Source organism: Sinomicrobium weinanense (genome assembly GCF_018863395.1).
Lineage (GTDB): Bacteria > Bacteroidota > Bacteroidia > Flavobacteriales > Flavobacteriaceae > Sinomicrobium > Sinomicrobium weinanense.
Window position 1 is genome coordinate 41,398 of record NZ_JAHKRR010000010.1, and the last position, 23,665, is coordinate 65,062.

The window sequence follows — 23,665 nt, forward strand, 5'->3', positions numbered from 1 at the left end:
CTGAAACAGCTTTAACGGAGGCCCCTGAGTGCCCCGGCCCCGCCGAAGTGTACCGAAACGCCCGGGATTTTGGTACAATCGCCTTTGGCAATCATCCAATCGCCTACATATGGGTTATAAAAATTTACAGATGTTACTTCACTGAAACAGCTTTAACGGAGGCCCCTGAGTGCCCCGGCCCCGCCGAAGTGTACCGAAACGCCCGGGATTTTGGTACAATCGCCTTTGGCAATCATCCAATCGCCTACATATGGGTTATAAAAATTTATAGAAGTTACTTCACTGAAACAGCTTTAACGGAGGCCGCTGAGTGCCCCGGCCCCGCCGGGGTGTACCGAAGCGGCCGGGGGTAGTACCTTATGCAATTTCTTTAAACGTTCCAGTTCCTGTTTGGCGATCTGCCTGGCTTTATCAATAAACCTGTTTGCAATCTTATAGGCTTCTTCGGCATCTTCCTTTGTAATACAGGTATCCGTTTTGTGGCGCATGATCTTGTGCCCTTTGCAGAGTAAATGATACAGGTAATTGTTGTAATAGGTAGTACGGGGAAAAACGGTATCGGGAATATCGGTAAAGTGACTACAAAGATGCATAAGGTATGGAAGGGTATGTATTTTTGGCTCAAACTCCCAGAATACGTATAGCAGCCCCAAGCACACCTGTTCCAGTGCATAATGCATCATGGCTACCCTGGCAACGGGGTCTGTTCTGTAATCATATTCGTTAAGTTCGGCCCTTCGGTTAATGTTTTTGCAACGGCTAAAGTGACTTTTCCATTTTTTGCATATACGTTTCCATACCCTGGGATAACGGACAGGCATATATTGCATAGGTACAGGATTCTCGCTTGTATAGTAAGCCAAAGCAGATTGTCCCATAGCGCGGGAAAGGAAATTACACCCGAAATCTACCTTCTCCCAAGCCTCCCCGGCATTATAGACTATGGGGTAAATATAACAGGCCTCCGGGAGTTTTTTGCCGATCGCTTTGACTATACGGGTAACGGGTATAGCAGAATACCCTTCAGTAAGGATAAGCAGTGTATATGACATACGGTATACGGGGTGGTAATGAGCAGGGGCCATATAAACCTCCTGCGTGTGCATTTCCTTTTTCTTTCCCATGACATATACACTATCTAACGTTATATATTCCTGCAACCGGGCAATGATCTCCTGCAATAGCGTATCTCCGGTTGTGGGGTACAGCACTACCCCATCGGATTGCTTTTCTTGCTGCGGCGGATGGGTTATCCCCTTCAGTCGGTGGTTGTACTGCTCCCTGATAAGTGTTGCTATGCCCTGTGCCCGCTCGTAAATAAGCATAAGCTGGTTTTCGGTAATATGGTAGTCATTGCGGTAGCGGGTGGCTATGTAGGCATCGTCCAGTATTTTGAGAAGCAGGGTTTCTTCTTCGATCTCCGTATTAAAAATACACCCAAGTTCCGGGGCAAAGGCTTTTATGCCGTTCTGTAATTCTTTTATACTATGCCTTTTGCGCTCTCTGCCCATGATAAACAATGTAGCAAAGCGCAGGTTCAGTTCTATATACTGGTGCAGCATAAAGGCGGCATGCGAATGCCGTATGCGCTTTATATAATAGGCTGCACCTTCAATAAATGCACCGGTTTTTATCGCTTCGTTCTTAAAACGGGCTGTGAGCCGGTCTTTGACCACCTCGTCTACCGTATACGGCAACAGGCCGGGGGCATCTTCCTCCCCTTTATAGATCAGTTTATGCGGCAGGCAGCCGTGTATAAAAAACAGGTTCTTTTCTTTGAGCTGCTCCCCGGCATACTCCATAGAAAATATACGGTACAGGAAGTCGGTTTGTTCCTGGAATATTTTGCCTACCGTATCGGCCAGTTCCGTAGTGAGTGTGGAGCAACGGCCCCGCAGCACTATAATAAGCAGCTTTTGGGGGTTGCCTTCTGTTATTTCTGTCTTATAGATGTACTGTACTTCCAGGAGTTGCACCAGTTTTTGTGTTATGTCTTGTATGGGTAAGGCCATAGTTTTTGTTTTTTAAAGGTTAACCATAAAGTATGCAGAGGCATCGGGGTGTATCGTGTAATAAACGTTTTTCAGGTTCAGGGCTTTCCGAACGCAGGGCGCCAGGTATCAGGACGTATCTTCGCTAACGGAGAGCAACTTACCGATAAGCACTAATACTTTATGTATTTGCGCCTTACATCGTTTCTCCTCCGAATCCAGCAAAGTATCGCATAGCCCGATCAATGCCCCGACAGATTCTATATAGTCTGCAATGCTATCCATATAGAAATATGGTAACTGTAACTTGCCTTTAAACTCCGGGTGTAGCCTTAGAGTGGGGATGTGGTCTGTAACATCCTCCTTGAGGTGGTGCAATAGTTTCTTTGGGTTGGTATTCATCCTGTTTTGTTTTTAAATGATACATAGCAGCGTTTAATACCCTGTTTACCCTAAAAGTGTTTTTATCTTACGTATGTATACAGGGATACAGGTTTTCAGCACACATAAAACGGGGTATTCCGTTTTATGGTCAATTATTTTTTAGATAAAAACCTTGGGTGTAACAGGTATGCGAGTATAGCGTAGCAGTGAAAGAAAGGAAAAGGCGTCCCTTTTCCTTTCGTGCTACCCCAAAATAACAGGATGCGCTGCCCTGTTATGCCTTGTATTGCGATAGACTTCAAAAAAAGAAATGGTATAAAAGTGCTTTTGCTTAGTGTAGAAGAGTTACCAGAAAAAAATAGGCGTGGAACTCAACTTATCGAATCGAGGTACTGGCATACCATGGAAAGACAAGTGAGCCCACGCCCGGGTCGTGAGCAAACTTACTTATCCTCTCTTTCCATTTGAAAAGTGCCAGTTTTCGATTCGAGATTCAAAGCAATTGCTTCTAATATTTTTATTTTTAGAAGTATCGCAAATATATGTATTTGTATCAAATATAATAAAAATAAACAAAGTGCGGAACATATTCCGCACTTTTTTATACTTGATATAGTTTATTTGTTGTTATGGATTATAATAAAGCCATATATTCTTATATAGAAAAAGCCTGGAAAAATTCAGGGCTATCCAAAAGGAAATTTGCCACAGAATACAATATCGAGGAAAGAACCTTAAGAGATATTCTTAAAAAGGACAGTAGTTATCAAATTTCTTTACCTACAATTTATAAGATTTGTGAAGCGCGGAATATTAAGGTTTCGGAGTTTTTTGCTAATATAGAAAAAGTAATTTCCGAAAATTAAGATCAGGAAAAAGGTTAAATCTTCGAGTAACAATTTAACAATGTATTCGTAATTGGTCATACCATCATAAACACTTAGTTATTTATATGAATTAAGAGTTACTTTAACCAAATTTTTTATTAGCCATTTGGGGAATTGCAACTGGCACACTAAACTTTATTTTATTAATTGATGAAGCTCCAATATTTTCAGAACCATTAATTCCAAAATCTAAAACTTTAATTAAAATACCAGCCCTTCCTTCAGTATTAGTTGATTCACTTGTCGTTACAGATATATCAAAATCTATTTTTTTGCATTGTTCCACTTCCGATTTGGAAATATCCATCCCTATTATAATCAATATTTTCCTTTAAATGGTGGCCAGCCTCTTTAGTTCCTTCTATAACTTGTTTAATCGTTTCTGACACGAATGTTTTTAAGTCTGTCATTTTTAATAATTTAGTTTATTTAATTAGGGCTAACTCTATAAGCTAAAAGCAATTACTTATTCTTTTATGGAGTGTTCAATTTCATAGAAATTTACTAAATAATTTTATGGCTTTCCACATTTTGTTGAAAAAACACGAGTTTCTTTGTTTTTCTATGGGAGAGGGTTGGGAAAGTTTGTGGGCTATGTAAGAGTATTATGGGCTTGCGGGCCGGGGCTTCGGTACATCCCGGGCAAAGCCCGGGACACTCAGCCGCCTCGGGTGGGCTTTATAAGTTTATGGAGGCTGAACCGTTTTTAAAAATAGAGGTGAGTGAATGGCTTGCGGTATACATACTATTTATTCTTTGCAAATTATTCCGTTCTGTGAAATTTTTGATCCGTCATTTAGTATCATTGTAGCGGTATAGTGCATACAATTTCCCTCAATTTTGTTTTTAGATACTATAATTCCGTTATTTTTATTAATCCACTGTTTATCATCCTCTAACTCCGATTTCGAAGCGTCATAGGTCAATCTATAAGTGCAGTCATCAATCCATTCGATTATTTCATGTCGAGGACTTCCATTTCCAATTTCATTTTCCCACTCGATTTGAGTATTTTTTTCCCGAACAACAACATGTTTTTTTACAGAGGTATCTATGTCGGCTGTAAATTCCCATATACTATCATTCGAAACAACAGTATATTTTCCTATTTCTTTAGTTTTTGGTATATAGAATCGTCCAGTCTTAAAATCAGAACAAGTAAGATTTTGAGAATTTACCTTAAGTCCAATTAATAAAGTTGTGAGAAGTAAGAGTATAGTTCTTTTCATACGTCATTTAATTTTATGTCTATGCAATATACGTTTTTCTAAAAAATATAAAGTTTTTGTTTTTCTATGGGAAGGGGTTGGGAAAGTTTGTGGGCTGTGTAAGGGTATTGTGGGCTTGAGGGCCGGGGCTTCGGTACATCCCGGGCATAGCCCGGGACACTCAGCCGCCTCGGGTAGGCTTTATAAAGTTTATGAAGGCTGAACTGGAATTATTTAAACAGAGACCTTGAACGCCCATGCAAAGCCCGGGACACTCAGCTGCCTTGGGTGGGCTTTATAAAGTTTATGAAGGCTGAACTATAATACTAAATAAATAAAATGATAAATACCTTGTTCTTAAAAGCATTTTTTTATTTTTAGCAAGTTTCCTTAATTCTAAAAAATACATGAAAAAGAAAGTTTTATCTTTTCTAATCCTATATTTAACCCTGTCAACTTCTTATTCTCAAAATGAAAATTTTGAAATTCAAAAACTTGCTCTATTGTGCAAAACATGGGGGTTTTTAAAGTACTATCATCCCAATGTCGCAGGGGGTCAACATGATTGGGATAAAGAATTAATTAAAATTATACCTACTATTAAAAAGGCTTCTGATAAATCGGAAGTATCCAGTTCTTTAACCGACTGGATAAAAGATCTGGGGGAAATCAAATCTTACACGGATGACAAGAAAGAAGACTCTTTAAAATACTTTTATCAGAATTTGGATTTCAGGTGGATTAATGATACTGTAAAATTAAATAATAACCTTATTAATAAGTTAAACTTCATTAAAGACAATTGTTTTAAAGGAGAACAACATTATATCAGTACAACTAAGGTAGGGAAGTTTACTGTTATTAATGAAAAAGAATACGACAAGGAGTTGCTTAAAAATGAACAATATAGGCTATTAAGTCTGTTTAGATATTGGAACATCATCCAGTATTTTTATCCCAACAAGTACCTTTTAGATGAAAAATGGGATAACGTTCTTTTTGAAATGATACCCAAATTTATCAATTCCAAAGATATAACTTCATATAAAAAAATAATTCAAGAACTGGTTGCTAAGGTAGATGACTCGCACGCTTGGGTAGATATAAAGGAGGAAAGAAAATGGCTTCCGGCAAGGTTTTTAAACATCGATGGAAAAGTGGTAGTGTCTGGTTTTTTTAATGACTCTCTTGCATTGGATAAAGCCGGTTTACAATTAGGGGATATAATCTTAAAGGCTAACAATATAGACATAGGCACTCTTATCAAAAAACACGTACACTATGTTCCGGGGTCTAATCTTAATATAAAATTATCATCGACTTATGTAAGAATGTTTAGTGGAGAAAAAGACTCCATCGAAATTACCCTTAATAGAAATGGAAAGATTTTTAACAAAACCTTTAAACGATATAGTTTAGATAAGCTCAGTAACAGTACTTCGAAAAAGGTAAAAGTAAAAACCATAAACGAAAAAATCGGTTATATTGATTTAACTAAAATTAAACCTGTTGAGGTTCCCGGAATTTTTGAGAAGTTTCATAATTACAAAGCAATAATAATTGATGTCAGAGGATATCCTAATTTTGCTTTTAAAAAAATATCGGAATATCTAAACTCAGAAAAAAGAAAGTTTGCTCGCGCCATCCAGCCCGATTTGTCCTACCCAGGTCGTTTTATATGGGACGATAATAAACAAATGACTACAAGAAGTAAAAAGAAAAAAGCCTTTAAAGGTTTAACAGTAATATTAGTAAACAATAAAACCATAAGTCTGGGAGAATATGCGGTAATGTCATTGCAAACAGCAGATAATGCCATTACAATAGGAAATCAGACAGCCGGGGCAGACGGTGAAGTGACAACATTCCATTTTATAGGCGATTATAAAACAGCAGTTTCCGGACGAGCTTATTTTTACCCTGATGGGACACAAACACAGAGAAAAGGAATTAAAATAGACTTGGTGTTATCTCCAACTATTAAAGGCCTTCTATCTAACAAAGATGAAATCTTGGATCGTGCAATAGAATATATCGAACAAGTATTAAACACCCAATAGATTACATTTATTAAACCCCCAATAGATTACATTAATACAATGTAAGTTCTCATATACTATCATTTGAAAGAACAGTATATTCTTGTATTTCTTTAGTTTTTGGTATGTAAAGCTGTGTAAGGGTATTGTGGGCTTGCGGGCCGGGGCTTCGGTACATCCCGGGCATAGCCCGGGACACTCAGCCGCCTCGGGGAGGCTTTATAAGTTATAGAGGCTGAACTGGAATCATTTAAACAGAACCCTGAGCAAGTTTTATAAGTCTATAAAGGTTCCATCAATAAAAAAGCCCAAACGGAGGCCACTGAGTGCCCCGGCCCCGCCGGGGTGTACCGAAGTGGCCGGGGATTTTGGCTCCATCCCTCCTACAATTCCTTCCCCTTTTTCTCCCGCTTAAATATTTTTTTAGCTAAGCCCGGTAACAGTTCCACATTACCATTCATAAGGGCTTCTTTTTTCTTTCTGCTCCAGCCCTGCACCTGTTTTTCGCGGTAAAATGCATGATCTATACGGTCGTATTCTTCATAATACAGTAAGGTAACAGGTAAACGCTTTGCGGTATGGTTAGCGCCTATCCCTTTCATATGCTGGCGTAATCTTCTTTCGAGGTTTTTGGTGCTCCCGGTGTAATAGGAGTTGTCGTTACATTCCAGAATATACATGTAGCCTTTTGCCATATCTGGTTGGTTTTCATGCAAATATAATAAATTGAAATAATTGGGAAGGGGCCGGGGCTTCGGTACATCCCGGCGGAGCCGGGATACTCAGCCACCTCGGGTAGGCTTTATAAAGTTTAATGAGACTGAACTGAAATAATTTAAACAAAGACTTTGAGCGTCCATGCAAAGCCCAGGATACTCAGCCGCCTCGGGTGGGCTTTATAAAGTTTAATGAGACTGAACTGGAATAATTTAAACAGAGACCTTGAGCGTCCTTGCAAAGCCCGGGATACTCAGCCGCCTCGGGTAGGCTTTATAGGTTTATGAAAGCTGAACCGGAATAATTTAAACAGAGACCTTGAGTATCCATGCAAAGCCCGGGATACTCAGCCGTTTCGAATAGGCTTCATAAGTCCATGAAGGTCCCATCCTTAAAATAGCCCAAACGGAGGCCGCTGAGTGCCCCGGCCCCGCCGGGGTGTACCGAAGCGGCCGGTTTTTACGGATTTCCGTAATTTTTCTTAAAAAAACGCCATTTTTTTCACTTTTACACTCAAAATAAGCCTTAAAAATGTTAAATCTTCGGTAATTCGTAATATTTTCCTTATTTTTATTAGTAACCAAACCTAAGCATCATGAAAGAGAAAATGACTTCAGATCATCCGGATGAATATGATATTATGGAATCTCTGGAAGAGATCAAGACATTAATATCCAGAAAAATACCGGATAGTTCGGGCTATTATGACAGTGCAGATATAAAACAGGTATTTAACCTGAGCGACAGTACCCTGTACCGTATGCGAAAGCGGAAGGCCATACCGTGTGTAAGACTGGGAAGAAAATATTATTATCCCAAAAAATTCTTTGACCGCTCCGTGAAGCGTTAAAAACTTTCTTCATTCCTCACCTACCCCCTATTATTTTCAACTATTTTATCCTCCTGTGCAGCAACCCGGCACCTGAATTTTTATGATATTGTTCCGGGAGTCCTTCGGTAGTTGTTCGGCAATACTTCGCTAAAAAATATTTTTTTTCGAAGAAACCTCCTGTTTTTCCGGAAGAAAACCCGAAGCGTGTGCAGCCTTACCCGGTCATAACCTGTCATAAGCAGTCACAAACTGTCACGGCCATACAACCTGGGCTGAAACAGGGTATATTGGGGTTGTATTAACTTTAAATTATTATATCATGGCTATTATTTCAAAAGGGATCCTTGGTGGATTCTCAGGAAAAGTAGGAACAGTAGTAGGTGCCAACTGGCGTGGTAAGGACATTATACGCAGCACACCGAAACCCAGCAGCAAGGAACCTACAAACAAGCAACTACTGCAACAGATGAAGTTTAAACTGGTAGTGGGTTTTCTGCAACCGGTAAGAAGTATTCAACAACTGTTTTTCGGAACCAGATCGGGGGCCCGCTCGCGGATAAACCTGGCGGTATCTTACACGATTAACGAAGCGGTGGAGGTGGTCAATGATATGCCACAACTGGTGTATAACAAGGTGTTGATTACCCGGGGCGACCTGGCAGGGTTTCAGAATGCTGCCCTGAACAACCAGGCCGGCGGGGTGCTAACTCTAAGCTGGGAAGACAACAGCATACAGGGCAATGCTTCGGCTACGGACCTGGTAAACCTGGTGTGTTATTGCCCGGAAACGGAAACTTTTGAATCTTTTCTGCAACTGGCAAAACGCACCGATCTTACCGCTACGGTAACTGTGCCGGAGTTATTTACAGGCAAAGAAGTACAGGTTTGGGCCTACTTTAATAACGAAATGCAAACCAAAGCCTGTAACAGCCCTTACCTGGGTGCATTTACTATTGCTTAATGACGATCCTTTATTTTTCGGTATCGTAAACAACCGGTAGTTATACTATTTTTTATGACTGCCGGTTTTTGGTGTTTTCAGTCGCTTCGCTACATCCCGGGCAAAGCCCGGGGCATTCAGCCGCCTATCAATTTTTGGTAGGTTACCGTTTTTTCTATGACATTAGATATTGCGTGTTTTTAAGCACAAAAACCACAATTTTTTGTACATGCTGGCAGTAGTTTCTATTTTGAGAATTTAATGTTTTCTTCATCACATTCCTTAAGGTAGAATGCTATAAAAACCAAATCACTATCTTTAGAATGATTGTCAAAATGCACTATATTTTTATTTTTAGGTTCGTAAAAGGCTTGCCCTGCTTTTAAAACCTTCTTTTCTTCTCCCTCAATTTGAAATAAAACTTCCCCGGATTCTATATATCCGATTACCGGACAAGGATGCAAATGTTTTGGGGCTACCTGTCCTGCTTTCATTGTTATTATCTGAGTCTCAATATTGGAAATGTTTTGTTTTATATTTTCTTTTAGAAGTTCTTGCCTTGCAATTGTGTTTTGTTGTGCCATTGTGTTGTTTAAAGTAAGTGCAAATACTATTGCAAACCCTAATTTGATATTTATTTTCATCTTTTAAATTTTGAGGTAAAATTAGGCCCTTATTTTGAGAGGTTATGTTAATGTGGGTTTTTTCATGTACTAAAATAAAGATCACTTATCTGAAAAAGCAATAACAGAGGCCGCTGAGTACCTCAAAACAGCAATGACGGAGGCCGCTAAGTACCCCAAAACAGCAATAACGGAGGCCGCTGAGTGCCCCGGCCCCGCCGGGGTGTATCGAAGCGGCCGGTGGTTTCGGTACGATCGCTTTGGGGCGATCACTCAACCACCTCTTTCTTTGGAAGTTTATTAAGGCTTCTCCTCTACCTCGTCGATCAGCTTTCGGATGATATCTGTGGTGGAAGCACTGCTAAAACCGTTGAGGGACTGTCCTGCCCAGATACTTACAAAATCAGTGTTCCCGGCTGCTTTGGCGGTTTTCCGCAATGGGCCGGTCAGCTTGTTCTGATAGGGATATGGCAATACCTGTCCGCTGTTTTCCACAGCATTGATAAATGCATTTTTGATGCCCCTTGCATAGCGGCCCGAAAAACTCCGGGTCAGTACAATATCACTTTCGGAGGCATTTCGCAATTTTTCTTTTTCGAACTCCTGCAATGCGCTTTCTGCCGATCCCAGTAGTAAACTTCCGATCTGTACGCCCTGTGCCCCCAGCGTTTTTGCTGCCAATAGTGTCTTAGCATTGTAAACACCGCCCGCATAAATGAGCGGAACATCGACGCTGTCATACACCTGTGCCAAAAGAGACAGGCCGCCTATGGCAGGGATGTCTTCTGCTGCGAAACTTCCGCGGTGCCCACCGGCTTCGATACCCTGTACACAGACCAGGTCAATGCCGGACCGCTCCAATATCCGCGCTTCTTCCACGGATGTACAGGTACCTATCAGGACCGTATCGTGGCTTTTTAACCGTTCAATACTCTGTGCATCCAGGTTACCGAAGGTAAAACTCACAATCCTACATTCCTCAGCCATAATAGTATCTACCTGGTCGTGATAGTCGGGCGTTGTTATACTATCGATATCGGGGAGTATTACATCTATCTGATGCTGCTTTGCAAGGTTTTCGGCAAACTGCTTTGCATTGTTGTAGCGGGTTCTCAAAGCATCTGACAGCTCCGGGATCTCATGGACAAAAATATTGACCGCAAAAGGTTTGTCTGTCAACTTTTTGGTGGTCTGTATAAGCTCTCTGCACTTATCGGCAGGCAGGTCGCCCAGCGACAGTGAACCAAGTACACCGGCTTTTGCCGCGGCCGCGACCATTTCGGGCGTTGTTACGCCAAACATCGGGGCCTGTATCATGGGATATTCAATGTTCAGTATCCGGGTAAGGTGGTTTTTCCATGTCATTGCTTTTATATTTTTACGGCACATAGCTGCTTTTAAGCTGTCTTAAAGGCAGTACTTTCAATTTTCCGGCTCTAATTGATTTTTCACTAAATTAAAATATTCATATCGAATATAACTGTGAAAAGTGTTTTTTGTATTTCTTTAACAGCAACAAAAAAAGAGGCCGCATTTGACGACCTCTTTTTAACAGTCTTTACGATAAAAAACCGATCTGAACCATTACTTTTTTAGCTACTACTACATCATCCTGATCTCTTGTATTTAGCGCTATATTTTTTTAATTATTTACGGATATGTATCATTTTATCAAAACAAATACTCATCTTCTTTAAATGAAATCTGTTCTATCTTCGCTTTAAGCCCGGCTTCATTTACGGGTTCTTTTGTTAGCAGGTCCCTGTATTGCTGCCCGTGTTCTTTATCTTTTAACTTTTGATAAATATAAACCCGCATGGAGTTTTCCAGATTGCTGTCTATCATACTTTGATAGGGTTTTCCAACGCCCAGGTTTTCCGGCCACGCCTCGCTTTCTTCGAGCTTTTGCAACGCTTTTTTATATTGCCCTTTCTTATAGGCCTTATAGGCCAGCATTAACTTGGTTTGCCGGTAATATCTGCGGCTGTCGGTGGCACCTTCGAAAGGTAATACCCTGATCCGGGATAAAACGGCTTCGGCTTTGGCGTATTCGTCATTTTTCATGTACAGCCTTGTTAAGTCCAGCCCTGCAACATAATTATCCGGGGTTTTGCGGTATTGTTTTTCAAGAACCGCGATCGACCGGTCTATGCTGCCGGATTTTTCGAGCAGTTTGCTGTACAATATTTTGTATCTCCATTGTCCGGGGGCTAACTTCATTGCTTTGTCAAGGTATGCGAGCCTGGTTTTTATATCAGCTCCTTCATCTACCCTTTCTTTTATTATATAATAAGGGGCAAATTTCACTTCGGTTTCATTGAGCAATGCATTGGATTTCTCCTTGTTGTTTTTAAAGGCGTGGACCAGTGCCAAAAGATAATTGACCTTCCACGAGTTTCTTTTTGACCTTAGCTGCTCCAGCATTGTGGCTGTTTCTTCCCGAAACGGAAACACGTAGTCCAACGGCATTTTTTCGGCTTCCTGAAAATATTTATCTGCTCGGTCTTTATCGTCGGAGCGGAAAGACAGCCAGTATAGTGTAAGGGCGTTTTTTGGTGCTAATTCCAACAGGGCCACACTTTCGTCTGCCCTTCCCAGGTTGCCGTACCAGATGGCCATTTCGAGATAGGTCTCAACAGGCATTTCATTTCTGATGAGTGCTGTAAAATCTGTACGGCTCTTTTCAGACCCGGTTTGGAAATAATGTTCAAACCTCACAAAGTGACTGAGAGGATTGAGGGCAACGATCCTTTTTTCCAGGGCTGCCATTTTTGCCATATCGCCCTTTAGCCTGGCCAATACATACAGCACCTGAAGTGCATCCATGTTCCGGCTGTGGTCGTCCAGGGCCAGCGTGGCATACTCTTCTGCCCTGGCGAGATTGTTCTTTTTAAAGTATAAGTGACCCAGCCGGGTATATGCGGCATTTCGGTTTTGAGGGGTTAAAGCTGCCACTTCATAACCGTCCAAGGCATCGTAAAACCTTGCTGTTTTATCTGCTGACAGGCCATATAAATAGTTGGCACCGCCATTATAGGTATCGATACTCAATGCCTTTTTCGAATAATAAAATGCCGAATCGTACTCCATCTTAAAGTATTTGATCTTTGCCATTTCTACCAAAGACGGTACAAAATATGCATTCCCTTCCAGGGAGGCTTTGATCGTTTTTTCTGCTAAGGGGTACTTTCTGAAATTATAATAGTCCCTTCCCATCAGGTAAAGGCCGTAATAACTACCGGCATCAAATTCTGCCGGAGTGGACACCGGCCTGCTCAAGGTTTTCTGACTGGCTGCGGACAGGTCTATACGGTCGTCTCCTATTTGAATGAATTGCAGCTCAGCATTTTCCGGGACCTTTATACTTTTCTCATAAGGATGCAGCGGTTCGATCTCAATGGCTTCTTTATGCACCTCATGGCCTTTCTTGTCCAGGAGAACCATATGGCCCGAATAACTTTTTACAGGAGAAAGTTGCAAATCCAGGCGGGTTTGGTTTAAGCTAATGTTAAACGCCCCTGTTGAATTTGCGTGTGTAAACCCGTTAATATTTCCAAACGGGTACCAGTATTCTTTCCACGAGTCATTGGCATACGGGGTGAACCCGATTTGTTTAAAAGGGGTTTCGCTGCTTTGGTCTACATTCTGGTTATACAAACGGCCGCTTTGCAGTTCTACATACTGCCCGCTGTTATCGGTAAGCAGGTTTTCCCATATTTTGCCCTGGCCTGACTGTGCCCAGAGGAAAATCTTTTTCCCGAGTTTGTCCCCCCGGTTGGAATAACGGATCATTCCGTAATCCTGATCTTTCCACAGTGCACCGAAGTATTTACTGTATGCCCCTAATACGTGATATGATTTAGACCCTTTAAAATCGTTCTCCGAATACAGCGACAGGTCCCTGCCCTGTGCATCTTCGGGCCAGTTATGCGCCTTGCCGTCATGGCCTATGTAATGATCTCCCGGATATAAAAATTTCAGATCGTCCCCGGCCGGGCCCCCTGCATTCATCCAGGTGTAATAGGGTTGTTCCATTCCGGTTTGGTTAAACCAGTAGGACCGGGTTGTAAAATAGCCCTTATCCTTTTCCAGGTTAATGTCCAGTACCCAACGTGTCCTTGTCAGCAAGTCCAGGACACTCACTATACAGCTCACGCTCCCGTCTTCTTTGGTTATTACCTTATAGTCTACCGGGGTAGCGCTATTGGGCGTATGGCCGATGATCCCGTAATTGGCTTCGATACCGCCGCTTACCCAGGGGCCCCTCATGGCAATATCGCGGAATTTCACTACCTCGTTGTTATACAAAAAATGTTTTTTATTGACTTTGTCGTAAGCCGTCCACACCTTTCCCCCGATCTCGGGCATGATCTTTACCTTTATGTAATCGTTCTCCAGTTCTACAACTTTCCATTTTTTCCGGACCGCTTTTGAGGTAAAGCCGTCAAAACGGAAATACGGGTACAGTTTGGGCTTTGCCGGTATAGGGTCGGGATCGGAAAAGGGATAGGTGGTGTACGCTTCCGTAAATTCCCGGTACGAAGCCTTCTGCTGGGCCAGCGCACTACACGATATGCCGGCCAAAACCAATAGGGTCAGTAGTTTTTTCATTTTTCTTCGATGATTAATAACCAGCCTTTGTTTTTTTCTACGGGAATTTCCCCATCTATTTTAAAGCTCCTTCCGGGTTGAAAATCCTTAACTTCCGGGGCATATATCCTAACGTTTTCCTTGTCGAGGCCCAGGCCTCCCCAGTTGATCTGCAATGTTACCGGGCTGTCTTCTTCGGCCCAGCTTGCGAGGGAAACCAGGGTTTTGGATTCTTTTTTATATATGGTGGCCAGTACTTTTTCATTGCTGGTCTTCACGGGGTTTTTATCTACCCAGTAGCCTATCATACGCGATCCTTCTATTCCGAAATCGTCCCAGGCTTTCCATATCTGGTCGGGTTTTTTCTTCTGGTAGGGCATCCTGTTGGTCATACCATACAGCATTCCGCGCCAGGGATTGCCGCCATCCTGTAACATCTCTCCCATAAGCCCGAATGGTATTCCGCTGACTTCGGTCAGGTAAAAATCGGGGGATTCCTTCTCGTAATCGAAATACTCGCCAAACCAGAGCCTGTTGATGTACGGAAAATGCTCCATATACAGGTGGGCACTGTTGATATAGCCGTCGCGTTCGTTGTACTGGTTGGCCGAATGCAGGTCTATAATTCCGGGATGGCCGTCCTGGGTCAATACCCGTTTTATCCTCTTCATGGTAATGCGGTCGAAAGCCACATCATCCAGATAGATACCGTCAATGCCTATGTTCTGAACCAGCCAGTTCATCCCTTCTACATAGTAGTTATGCCACCTGTTCATACCACTGTTAATGATGGCTGCATCTTTGTACTTCGGCACATACCAGGCCGCTATGTAATTGTCCTGCAAGTGTTCCTGCAACCATGCGCTTCCGCCCCCGTTTCCTTTGGAAAAGACTTCGTTGTTAAGGCTTCTCAAGGGATACAGTTCATAGAGGCGGTTAGACACTTCACGGACGGTGTTGTATATCTTTACCTTTAAGTTCTTACTGTGGGCTTCGTCTATATACGATTTCATCTCCTTTGTGGCTATAAAGGGATAATTAATATAGGGATTTATTTCATTGGCATGGTGAATATTGATGACATTGGAGCCGCTTTTGATCACCGAATCGACCGGTTTATAGGCATGGAAATAGCGATTGTTCCAATGCTGGTCTGTCTGAATGGTATGGAAGGGGGTAATTAAAAGGGTAAAGTTAAAATATAGCTCCTCTCCTTTTCTGACAACCCGTTTTCCGCTGTAATTTTCAACCACAACCTGGTCGCCGGACGAATTTATACGTATCCCCCCTTTTCCTTCATTACCCCACGAAACTGGCAGCCTGAGTGGTTTCTGCAAATAGAAATTGGTGTTTAGCGGCCTCTCGTAATTCTCATCCCTGAGGCTCAGTTGCAAACCTGCATTTACATCGCCCAGCCACCAGCCGTCCTGGTTTTTCTTTGCCACATCCCATTTCCAGTCTACCTTGCCGGGGCGTTTTCTTCCTTTGAACCCCAGACCGAGCATATACTTTGAACTTTTTTCTGATAATGGAACTGTTAAGGCAATATCTTCGAGTTCCATATCTTTTTGGGCGGTGAGTTTTACTTCGTAGTTCATAAAACCATCAAACTCCAAAGTTCCCGAAACAGCCATCTTTATGCCTTGTCCTTCATTTACAGCTTTCCATTGCACTTTGCCCGGCTCTTTTTTCAGAAAATCCACACCTGAACTTTTCATTTCCAGAATACGGCCTCCTGTTTCTTTGATCGAAAAGCGGAAAGGTGAGGTCAGGATATCCTTTGTGCTTTCCGATACCGAGGTCATTTCTTCTGTAAAGAAACTTTCAATCCTGCCGGGAAAACCATTTTTATCCAGGGTGACTTTTCTCCCTAATATAGACAGTGTACGGCCTGCCACTTCTACGGGGCTATAAGGCTCTATAACCGAATTTTCCTGTGCCAGTGTAGAGTTGATCCAGGATAACCTGGTCTGTTTCCACGGTTCGTCTACACCGTTATTTTCGACAGGTTCCCCCGAAATATTTAATTCGACCTTTGTTTTTATTTCGGTACTGTTTGACGGTTTAAGCGCAATCTCTCCCGTATATGTCCCGGAAGGTATATCTTCGGGAACACGGAGTCCGAACCACAGGGCCTGGACAGCACCTTTATCAATACGAACCGTTTTTGAGAACGGCTTTCCGGTATAATCTACCCCTTCTTTGTTAAAGCAGGAAAAAAGTTCTTTGGGCAGTGCATTTCCGTTCTCATCTTTAAAGTCGGAATAGCTTATGGAAACATCCGCCAGGTCCTGATCTTTTGCCCATATGCCAAGCTGAAAGGTATAATTTTCCCCTTTCTGCACCTTATCCCTGAAGGTTGATGGTAATGTACCGGTTACCCATTTTTGAGGCAGGTGATCTTTCATTTTTACAGGGAACTCCCTTTTTTCCGGAAAGACCACATAGGGCTGGCCTTTATATTTTTTCTTAAAATCATTGACTTCCTCTTTCGTAGCTATAACCTCCATAGGGATATTGCTGTTAAACTCATCGACCGGTTCAAGGCGAACTACCTCTGCTGTTTTGGCCCCGGAAATCTTAAACTTTGTATTCTTCCCTTCCTGATGATCCGGTTGTTTAAGGTAGCCGGCATTCGGGTAATTTCTTCTGCCGCCCAATTGATAGGGTAAATAGTAGACATAGAAAATACCTGTATTTCCCCCGGTTTTAAATTGGATCACTCCGCTTTCGGGGTCCATTTTAAGAGGAAGTACATCCGGTAGTACCTTCTTCCCCGAACTGTCAACCACAATGACCGCCTGGTCTTTCCGGACATTACGGTTTCTCCAGTTGACAGCAACCGTAACTTCTTCTACCTTTTTCTTTACACGGACCACCGCTCTCCGGGTGCCCAGCGAATCTGCATTCCACAACTCCTCTTGAGGCGGGTATATATGCTTTTGTGCCCAAAGTACATTTCCGCTTATCAAAAAGAGGCATATCAGTACGGTATGGCCCATACTTTTTAAATGTGTCATTTTTTCTCTGTTTTAAATACCCGGACCATGTGGACCGGGGTACATATTCTGCCCTGTAAGGGATAAAAGACGAATTGAGAATCCATAATAAATCTTGTTTTATGGTACCTCTTTCAAAATCCTAAAGGGCTATAAGTAGAAAGTATAATTAGCGGGCAAGATTGAAGAAATCCTTAATAAACCTAAAAGTGCACGAACACAAATAAGCACAATTTTCACCATCTTCTTGTTTTTTAATAACACTTTGATAAAACCCGCAATGATTCTTATGAAATCCCGATAAAGTTAGCCTTTTAGTTCTAAAAATCAAAAATATAATCAAACGACATTCTTATTATGATAGACATAGCCGTTTATACTTATATTGAATGCAGGTAACTCCCCTTTAAAAAGTTTTGTTTTCTTAGGTTTTGACCTATCCGGTGAATGAGGAATTTCTATATGCTATTCCTTGTCGGTAGATTTTTCGACGGAGCTGGCATGATCTTTTATCACATACCATGTTCCATCGATTTTTTCCAGGTCATAGCTCACTATCATCCGGTTGTAATAAGGTTTCCCTTCCCTTTCCGGCTCCTTATACATTATTTCGGCGACGGCCATACCTATTTTATTACCTATCCTTGTATTCAGGATCTTTGCTTCAAATGTCCAGGCACTGTCGCTAAACCACTTTTTATGGTAATCCATAAATCCGTCTACGGAATAAATGATCTCGGAGCCCGGTAAAATTAATTGCATTTTGCCTTCGGGAGACATGGTGCTCTTTAAGGCCTCAATATCACGGTTTGTAACTGCATTCAAATGCCTTTGCATGATATTTACAAATTCCTGCTCACTTTTAGCCTGACCGGGAGTAGTTTCTTTTTTTTCAACATTATTACATGAAATTAATACCGGGGTGGTCGTGAAAATTATCAATAGTGATAAAAAGCAAAACTGTTTCATGTTGGCTTGATTTATAGGTAATTATTTTTGTTTGTTTATTACCGGTGATGCGTTAATCTTCAAAACAAAAACACAAGTTAATGAATATAAATGAATTGCGTATTGCCAGTCGTTTTATATTGGATAATTGATTAAAGGGGCCTTTGAAGTTTTTTAAATTGCAGGATTGTTACACTAACCAATGTTCCGATCAGCAGGTGAGAAAATTATACTATATTTAAGCGTTGGTCAGAATTCTAAAAAGATGCCTTTCGTATTAAGATCCAAATGAAAGAAATACCGGTAAGGACCATAAAAGAACCTGATTTTTCAGGAAGTTTTGCAATTAGTGATCTCGGAGATCTGCTTGCCGAAAAGGATATGGTTGAAGCCCTTCACCGGCACAATTTCTTTTTTGTTCTGGCCATTGAAAAAGGTACCGGAACACATCATATCGATTTTACCGCCTACCCGGTTACCGATCATTCCGTTTTTGTTATCCGCCCCGGACAAGTGCATCAACTCACAATAAAACAAGGGAGCAAAGGCTATTTAATGGTTTTTGACCCCGGTTTTTATCCCCCTCAGAAAGAACCTAAAAATCAGTTGTTTAAAAAAGCGAACCGGAAGAATTATTACAAACCCGATTCAGGGAAGTTCAGGAGATTACTTCATATTCTGGATAATATCTTTCTGGAACATTCTGACAGGCAAACTGGCTACAAAGAGGTTATTAAATCAAATCTGGACATCTTTTTTATAGAATTGGCCAGGCAAAACCAGGAACCTGACAGTATTTCAAAAAGTAATACCTCCTATGCCCAGGAACGCCTTCAGGAATTTTTAGAGTTATTGGAATCGCACATCTGCACTAATAAACAAGTGGTGTTTTACGCCGAAATGCTGCATCTAACGCCTTATCAGTTGAATGCCATAACCAAGAATATTTTAGATAAAACCTGTTCACAATTGATTTATGAACACGTTGTACTGGAAGCCAAAAGGAACTTACTGGCTACCTCTAATCAGGTAAATGAAATTGCTTATCATTTAGGTTACGAAGACACTTCTTATTTTATCCGGTTTTTCAAAAAACACACAGGCTTCTCTCCCGAAACCTTCAGACAGAATTTTAAATAAGTCCTGTTCCACTTCAGTTTCGTCCTATCACCTGCCTTATAGCTCAGCCTATTTTTGCAGGAAAATAAGATGTTTCACCCGGGCTTTTCCCGCAGATGGCGCAGATTTTCGCGGAAAGCAATAAAAATCAGCACCTATCTGATAGCCGTCTTTTTACGCCTGACCATTACGTTTTGTTTGTTTGTCAATACACATTCCGTACAACATCAATCACATGTAAATTTTTATGATGTGCCAGGACGAAAAACCCATCTAAAAACTAAATACATGAATACAATAGTACATACCATTTTAACAGGCATCGGGGCCACACTTATAATGGATCTTTATGCTTTAATATTGAATTTTTTTGGCATAAAGACCCTCGATTATAGGTTTGTCGGCCGTTGGATCGGTTATTTTCCGAAAGGAAAGTTTTTCCATTCTAAAATTATGGAAACACCACCTATCCCGAACGAGCAAATCATTGGATGGATAGCCCATTATTCTATTGGAATCGTGTGGGCGTTCCTTCTCGTTTTCGTTTACGGGGAAAATTGGCTCGGCCAACCCAGGCTTGTCCCTGCACTAATGATTGGAATAGTTACTATTATTGCGCCATTTTTCCTGATGCAACCTGCCTTTGGTTTCGGGATTGCCGGATCGGATTTACCTGATCCCAACAGGGCCAGGCTTATGAGCTTCATTACCCATTGCATTTTTGGAATTGGTTTGTATTTGACTGCTTTATTGTTAACCCTGATAAGGAATACCCACTAAAAATTTGCATTGCAGTTTTATTTTAAAAAATGACATATTCACCATAATTTAATCATGGTATTATTCTCTGACCGATGATCACGACCGGAAAAGAAAAAGGGTTCAAAGAAAAATGCTTTAAACCCTTAAGGGAGATAGAGGCTTACCTATTATTTCAGTAAAAATCACACCTTCGGGGAAGGGGCTTTAAGGTTATTGTTAAAATTAAAAAGAAGCATTACTGGTGATGCGTTAATTTTCAAAGAAAAAAAACACAAACAACTGAATATAAATCAATTGAATACTATTTTTATTTTCACATTTGGTTTTAATTAAGGCTAACAGGACTCCTCCCTTGTGATAAAGGGAGGTGGCAGACTTTAGTTTGGTCGGAGGGTTTGAAAGCCCAAGCCACTGGAAAAATACAAACGTTGGGGAAATGGCCAAGGTTTGGGCCTGGTCAAACTCCCCGTCCCGCTTGCGGGACACCCCTACTTCGGCAAGCTCAGCACAGGTCTTCGCCTGAAGAGGGGAGCCTTTTTCTTATCCATTATTCACACCTATTTAAGTGTGATCTCCACTATGGTGTCCACATCATTTTGTTTATCGGCTGGAACGGTTATATATAATGTTCCTTTTTTTAACCGGTGTTTTACAGGCGACTGGTCTTTGAACATAACGGCCTTTTTAATTTTTTGGCCAAACCCCTCGATGGCCGCTTCTTCTCCCTCCGTATCCAGTATGTGCAAATACACGGTTTTATCTTTTTGGGTAGAAACTATTTTGTTTTCCACATTTACGGGGCCTTTCCGTGTGCCGTAAACCGTTTTGCCATTGGTATTGATCCATTCCCCAATTGCTTTTAGACGTTCTTTATGTTCCTGCTGAATGTCCCCATTAGGCATGGGGCCCACATTCAGTAAGAAATTGGCATTGTTCCCTGCTGCCTTTACCAGATAGCGGATCAGGTTTTTCACAGACTTGTGTTTGCCATCCTGTAAATTAAACCCCCACGAATGGTTAATGGTCTCACAGGTCTCCAACGGCAACTGACCTATATCCGCACCTCCGAAACCGGAAGTATTCTTTCCCGGAAGGTCCTTTTCAAACATTTGAAAGTCTTCCCCTTTTATAGGTAATTCGTGGTGATTATTTCCTATAAGCAAGGCCGGGTTTACGTCATGGATCATTTTATAGGTTCTCCCCAGTTTCCAATCCGCGCCTTTTATTCTGTACTCAACCGCTTTGTGCCAGTCCTTTTTATGAGGGGCCTGGTCCCACCATCCATCGAACCAAAAACCGGCTATATTGTAGTTTTCGGCCAGTTCCCTGATCTGGGCGTCCTGGTACTTCAGATAGGTTTCCCAGTCCCCGGATTCGGGCCGCCCTGTTTTCCTGCCTGTCCACCCCCTGGGATAATAATCGGGGTGGTGCCAATCCAGTTGCGAATAGTAGGCAAACAGTTTTATACCCTGTTTTTCGCATTCCTGTTCCAGCATCCTCAGAATATCCTTGCCATAGGGGGTTGCCTTTACAATATTATAATCGGACACCTTTGAGTCATACATGGCAAAACCGTCGTGGTGTTTGGTGGTAATGGTAATATACTTCATTCCCGCTTCTTTGGCCAGGCTCACGACTTCTTTGGCATCAAAGTCCTGTGGATTGAAAAAGGAGGGCAATAGCTCATACCTGTCTACCGGAATGTCCTGACGTTGCATTACCCATTCCCCATCTCCCGGAATGCTGTATACTCCCCAATGGATGAACATTCCGAATTTGGCATCCTGAAACCATTCCCGGGCTTCGAGGTTTTCTTTTGCCGGCACATAATTTTCCTGTGCCATTATAGTATTACACAACACTAAAAGGAAAAGTGTTTTTATAATTTTCATCTGTTCGTTTTATTTGGTTATATATTCAATTCTATACAATACTTTGTGTAACTCTGTGCCTGATTTGTGAGTCCCTTCGACTTTACTCAGGGCATCGCTCTGCGGTAAAATAAGGCCCGCGACGGGGAAACCACAAAGCAGGCACAAAGGTCACAAAGTCAGATGGAAAACCGAAGATTTACGAGCTCCATCATATAAGTAATATACCTAATATCCCGTATTCTGAACCAGGTTAGGGTTATTGAGTATCTCGGAGGTGGGAATGGGAAATAAAAGTTCCCGCTCTCCCAGGGTTGGGCCATATGAGAAACTATGCCCTACAAAATCGTCGAACTGTTTGGTGGTGACATTAAACGCTTTCTGCAAACGCACCATATCAAACCAGGTGGTGTTCTCAAAGCACAGCTCGTACCACCGTTCTTTCCACACGGCTTCCCTGAGCTGATCTTTTGACAGATTTTCCAGATCGGGCAAGCCGGCCCTGGAGCGGACAGCATTCACGGCTTCGTAGGCGGCTGTTGTCGGGCCGTTGACTTCATTAGAGGCTTCGGCATACACAAGCAATACATCGGCATAGCGGATGAGCGACCAGTTCAGGTCACTGTTCCCGGTAGAGAGTTGCGCTTCAAGATCGAGATGCTTATATATGAAATACGCTCCCAGGTCTACCTCCTGGCTCCGGTCGTCCTGATGGGTGAATTTGGTAAAAAAGAACTGGTTTTCTTCAGCTCTCAGGTCATTTGGTTCATAGGAGTTTACAAAGTCCTGAGTGGCATAAATACCCCCTGTCTCGGCGGAGTATGCAGAAATATTTTTATTATACGGGATAATAAATATTTGCCAGTCAGAGGGCAGTATCTGGGTTTGGTACTGGATCATAAAAATATTCTCTCCTATATTCTTATAGGCCGGATCGTGCAGGGCATCGTAGTTCTCAAAAAGTTTAAACTCGCCCGACGCAATCACTTCCTCTGCTTTTTCGGCAGCCAGGGCGTAGTATTCAGATCCTTTTTGCAAAGGGTGGCCGGCCATGGTGAGATATACTTTAGCCAACAGTGATTTTACGGCTCCGAGGCTTACTTTTCCGGAGGTATCTGACCAGGGAAGCCCGGCGCTTTCCACAGTTTTAAGGTCTTCTACAATCTGGTTATAGACTTCTTCAGGGGTTGCCTGTGAAGGCCTTAGATCTTCAGATTGAACTGATGACACCGGCTCGGTAATGAGCGGGATATGGCCAAATATCCTCACCAGGTTAAAATAATACCACGCCCTTAAAAAATAGGCTTCGCCCAAAAGCCGCTTTTTTTCTTTTTCATCCATCGTTATACCGGGTATCTTCTGGATGGAGAGGTTGGCATTGGCTATTCCTTCATAGTACGATGTCCAATAGGTTAGGCTATAACCATTGTCGGAAGTGTTGTTCAGGTCCTTGACAAAATAGCTGTCTACGGCCTGTCCGAGATCGGTAGCAGCCAGGCCGGTGGCAAATTCGAGCATGGACCAGGTTGCACCGCCAAAACCGCTGTTCATCGGATCGCGCATGCTGGCGTAAATGGCATTTACCGAGCTCCTGGCATGGTGGGGTTCGGTAAAATATTCGTCTTCTGTAAAGTTGCTGGGATCCGATTCGTCAAGGAAATCGGAACAACCTGTCAACCCCAGTACTGCTACAAAAACTGTCAAAACGTTTATATAGGTTCTTCTTTTCATTTTTCCGGATTTTAAATAAATGTT

At 42.0% G+C, this 23,665-nt stretch carries 19 protein-coding genes; 7 read left to right on the top strand and 12 right to left on the bottom strand.

Going from position 1 to position 23,665, the window contains the following annotated elements:
* On the top strand, nt 1-353 hold a 353-nt coding region (locus KN811_RS19035; protein WP_216334951.1), incomplete at its 5' end, for a hypothetical protein.
* Here the strand turns inward: KN811_RS19035 and KN811_RS19040 are convergent.
* Both KN811_RS19040 and KN811_RS19045 read right to left on the bottom strand, forming a co-directional pair.
* A complete protein-coding gene (locus KN811_RS19040; protein WP_187965941.1) occupies nt 294-2,012 on the bottom strand; it encodes a HEPN domain-containing protein in 1,719 nt (572 codons plus the stop codon). The two genes, KN811_RS19035 and KN811_RS19040, sit on opposite strands and share 60 nt — an antisense overlap.
* 108 nt (nt 2,013-2,120) lie before the next feature.
* On the bottom strand, nt 2,121-2,393 hold the full coding sequence (locus KN811_RS19045; RefSeq protein ID WP_187965940.1) for a hypothetical protein: 273 nt from the start codon (nt 2,391-2,393) through the stop codon (nt 2,121-2,123).
* A gap of 611 nt (nt 2,394-3,004) precedes the next feature.
* Here KN811_RS19045 and KN811_RS22140 point away from each other — a divergent pair.
* Nucleotides 3,005-3,241, top strand: a complete 237-nt coding sequence (locus KN811_RS22140) for a helix-turn-helix domain-containing protein (RefSeq protein ID WP_187965939.1) — start codon at nt 3,005-3,007, stop codon at nt 3,239-3,241.
* 103 nt (nt 3,242-3,344) lie between these two features.
* On the opposite strand, the gene KN811_RS19055 is transcribed toward KN811_RS22140, so the two are convergent.
* Nucleotides 3,345-3,569: a hypothetical protein gene (locus KN811_RS19055; protein ID WP_187965938.1), complete on the bottom strand. Its 225-nt coding sequence runs from the start codon at nt 3,567-3,569 to the stop codon at nt 3,345-3,347.
* Between the two features lie 442 nt (nt 3,570-4,011).
* Nucleotides 4,012-4,491, bottom strand: coding sequence for a hypothetical protein (locus KN811_RS19060; protein ID WP_187965937.1), 480 nt, complete (start codon nt 4,489-4,491; stop codon nt 4,012-4,014).
* 386 nt (nt 4,492-4,877) lie between these two features.
* Between KN811_RS19060 and KN811_RS19065 the strand changes: the two genes are divergently transcribed.
* Complete coding sequence (locus KN811_RS19065) at nt 4,878-6,530, top strand: S41 family peptidase (RefSeq protein ID WP_187965936.1); 1,653 nt, start codon at nt 4,878-4,880, stop codon at nt 6,528-6,530.
* 362 nt (nt 6,531-6,892) lie between these two features.
* Here the strand turns inward: KN811_RS19065 and KN811_RS19070 are convergent, their stop codons facing one another.
* The gene (locus KN811_RS19070) at nt 6,893-7,204 is read right to left on the bottom strand and encodes a GIY-YIG nuclease family protein (RefSeq protein ID WP_187965935.1); all 312 of its coding nucleotides are present in this window, start codon (nt 7,202-7,204) and stop codon (nt 6,893-6,895) included.
* 617 nt (nt 7,205-7,821) lie between these two features.
* On the opposite strand from KN811_RS19070, the gene KN811_RS19075 reads away from it, so the two are divergent.
* Together KN811_RS19075 and KN811_RS19080 are read left to right on the top strand one after the other, a co-directional pair.
* The gene (locus tag KN811_RS19075; protein ID WP_187965934.1) at nt 7,822-8,076 is read left to right on the top strand and encodes a helix-turn-helix domain-containing protein; all 255 of its coding nucleotides are present in this window, start codon (nt 7,822-7,824) and stop codon (nt 8,074-8,076) included.
* Nucleotides 8,077-8,377: 301 nt separating this feature from the next.
* The gene (locus tag KN811_RS19080; RefSeq protein ID WP_187965933.1) at nt 8,378-9,019 is read left to right on the top strand and encodes a DUF6266 family protein; all 642 of its coding nucleotides are present in this window, start codon (nt 8,378-8,380) and stop codon (nt 9,017-9,019) included.
* A 224-nt stretch (nt 9,020-9,243) separates the two neighbouring features.
* Here the strand turns inward: KN811_RS19080 and KN811_RS19085 are convergent, their stop codons facing one another.
* The 5 genes from KN811_RS19085 to KN811_RS19105 all read right to left on the bottom strand — a co-directional run bounded on the left by KN811_RS19085 (nt 9,244) and on the right by KN811_RS19105 (nt 18,179).
* Nucleotides 9,244-9,642, bottom strand: coding sequence for a cupin domain-containing protein (locus KN811_RS19085; RefSeq protein WP_216334952.1), 399 nt, complete (start codon nt 9,640-9,642; stop codon nt 9,244-9,246).
* Between the two features lie 279 nt (nt 9,643-9,921).
* On the bottom strand, nt 9,922-10,986 hold the full coding sequence (locus KN811_RS19090; protein WP_187965932.1) for an NAD(P)H-dependent flavin oxidoreductase: 1,065 nt from the start codon (nt 10,984-10,986) through the stop codon (nt 9,922-9,924).
* 306 nt (nt 10,987-11,292) lie between these two features.
* Nucleotides 11,293-14,232: a DUF5107 domain-containing protein gene (locus tag KN811_RS19095; RefSeq protein WP_187965931.1), complete on the bottom strand. Its 2,940-nt coding sequence runs from the start codon at nt 14,230-14,232 to the stop codon at nt 11,293-11,295.
* Nucleotides 14,229-17,231 carry a glycoside hydrolase domain-containing protein gene (locus KN811_RS19100; protein ID WP_247716566.1) on the bottom strand — a complete coding sequence of 1,001 codons (3,003 nt, stop codon included), beginning with the start codon at nt 17,229-17,231 and terminating at the stop codon, nt 14,229-14,231. The genes KN811_RS19095 and KN811_RS19100 overlap by 4 nt, the downstream gene beginning before the upstream one ends.
* A gap of 444 nt (nt 17,232-17,675) precedes the next feature.
* Nucleotides 17,676-18,179 (bottom strand): nuclear transport factor 2 family protein, encoded by a 504-nt coding sequence (locus tag KN811_RS19105; protein ID WP_282097926.1) that lies wholly within the window; start codon nt 18,177-18,179, stop codon nt 17,676-17,678.
* Nucleotides 18,180-18,446: 267 nt separating this feature from the next.
* Between KN811_RS19105 and KN811_RS19110 the strand changes: the two genes are divergently transcribed.
* Nucleotides 18,447-19,298: an AraC family transcriptional regulator gene (locus KN811_RS19110; protein ID WP_187965929.1), complete on the top strand. Its 852-nt coding sequence runs from the start codon at nt 18,447-18,449 to the stop codon at nt 19,296-19,298.
* A 267-nt stretch (nt 19,299-19,565) separates the two neighbouring features.
* Nucleotides 19,566-20,057: a DUF2938 domain-containing protein gene (locus KN811_RS19115; protein WP_187965928.1), complete on the top strand. Its 492-nt coding sequence runs from the start codon at nt 19,566-19,568 to the stop codon at nt 20,055-20,057.
* A 539-nt stretch (nt 20,058-20,596) separates the two neighbouring features.
* On the opposite strand, the gene KN811_RS19120 is transcribed toward KN811_RS19115, so the two are convergent.
* Both KN811_RS19120 and KN811_RS19125 read right to left on the bottom strand, forming a co-directional pair.
* Nucleotides 20,597-21,931 carry an alpha-L-fucosidase gene (locus tag KN811_RS19120; RefSeq protein ID WP_187965927.1) on the bottom strand — a complete coding sequence of 445 codons (1,335 nt, stop codon included), beginning with the start codon at nt 21,929-21,931 and terminating at the stop codon, nt 20,597-20,599.
* Between the two features lie 207 nt (nt 21,932-22,138).
* Complete coding sequence (locus KN811_RS19125) at nt 22,139-23,641, bottom strand: RagB/SusD family nutrient uptake outer membrane protein (protein ID WP_187965926.1); 1,503 nt, start codon at nt 23,639-23,641, stop codon at nt 22,139-22,141.
* Nucleotides 23,642-23,665 lie beyond the last annotated feature (24 nt).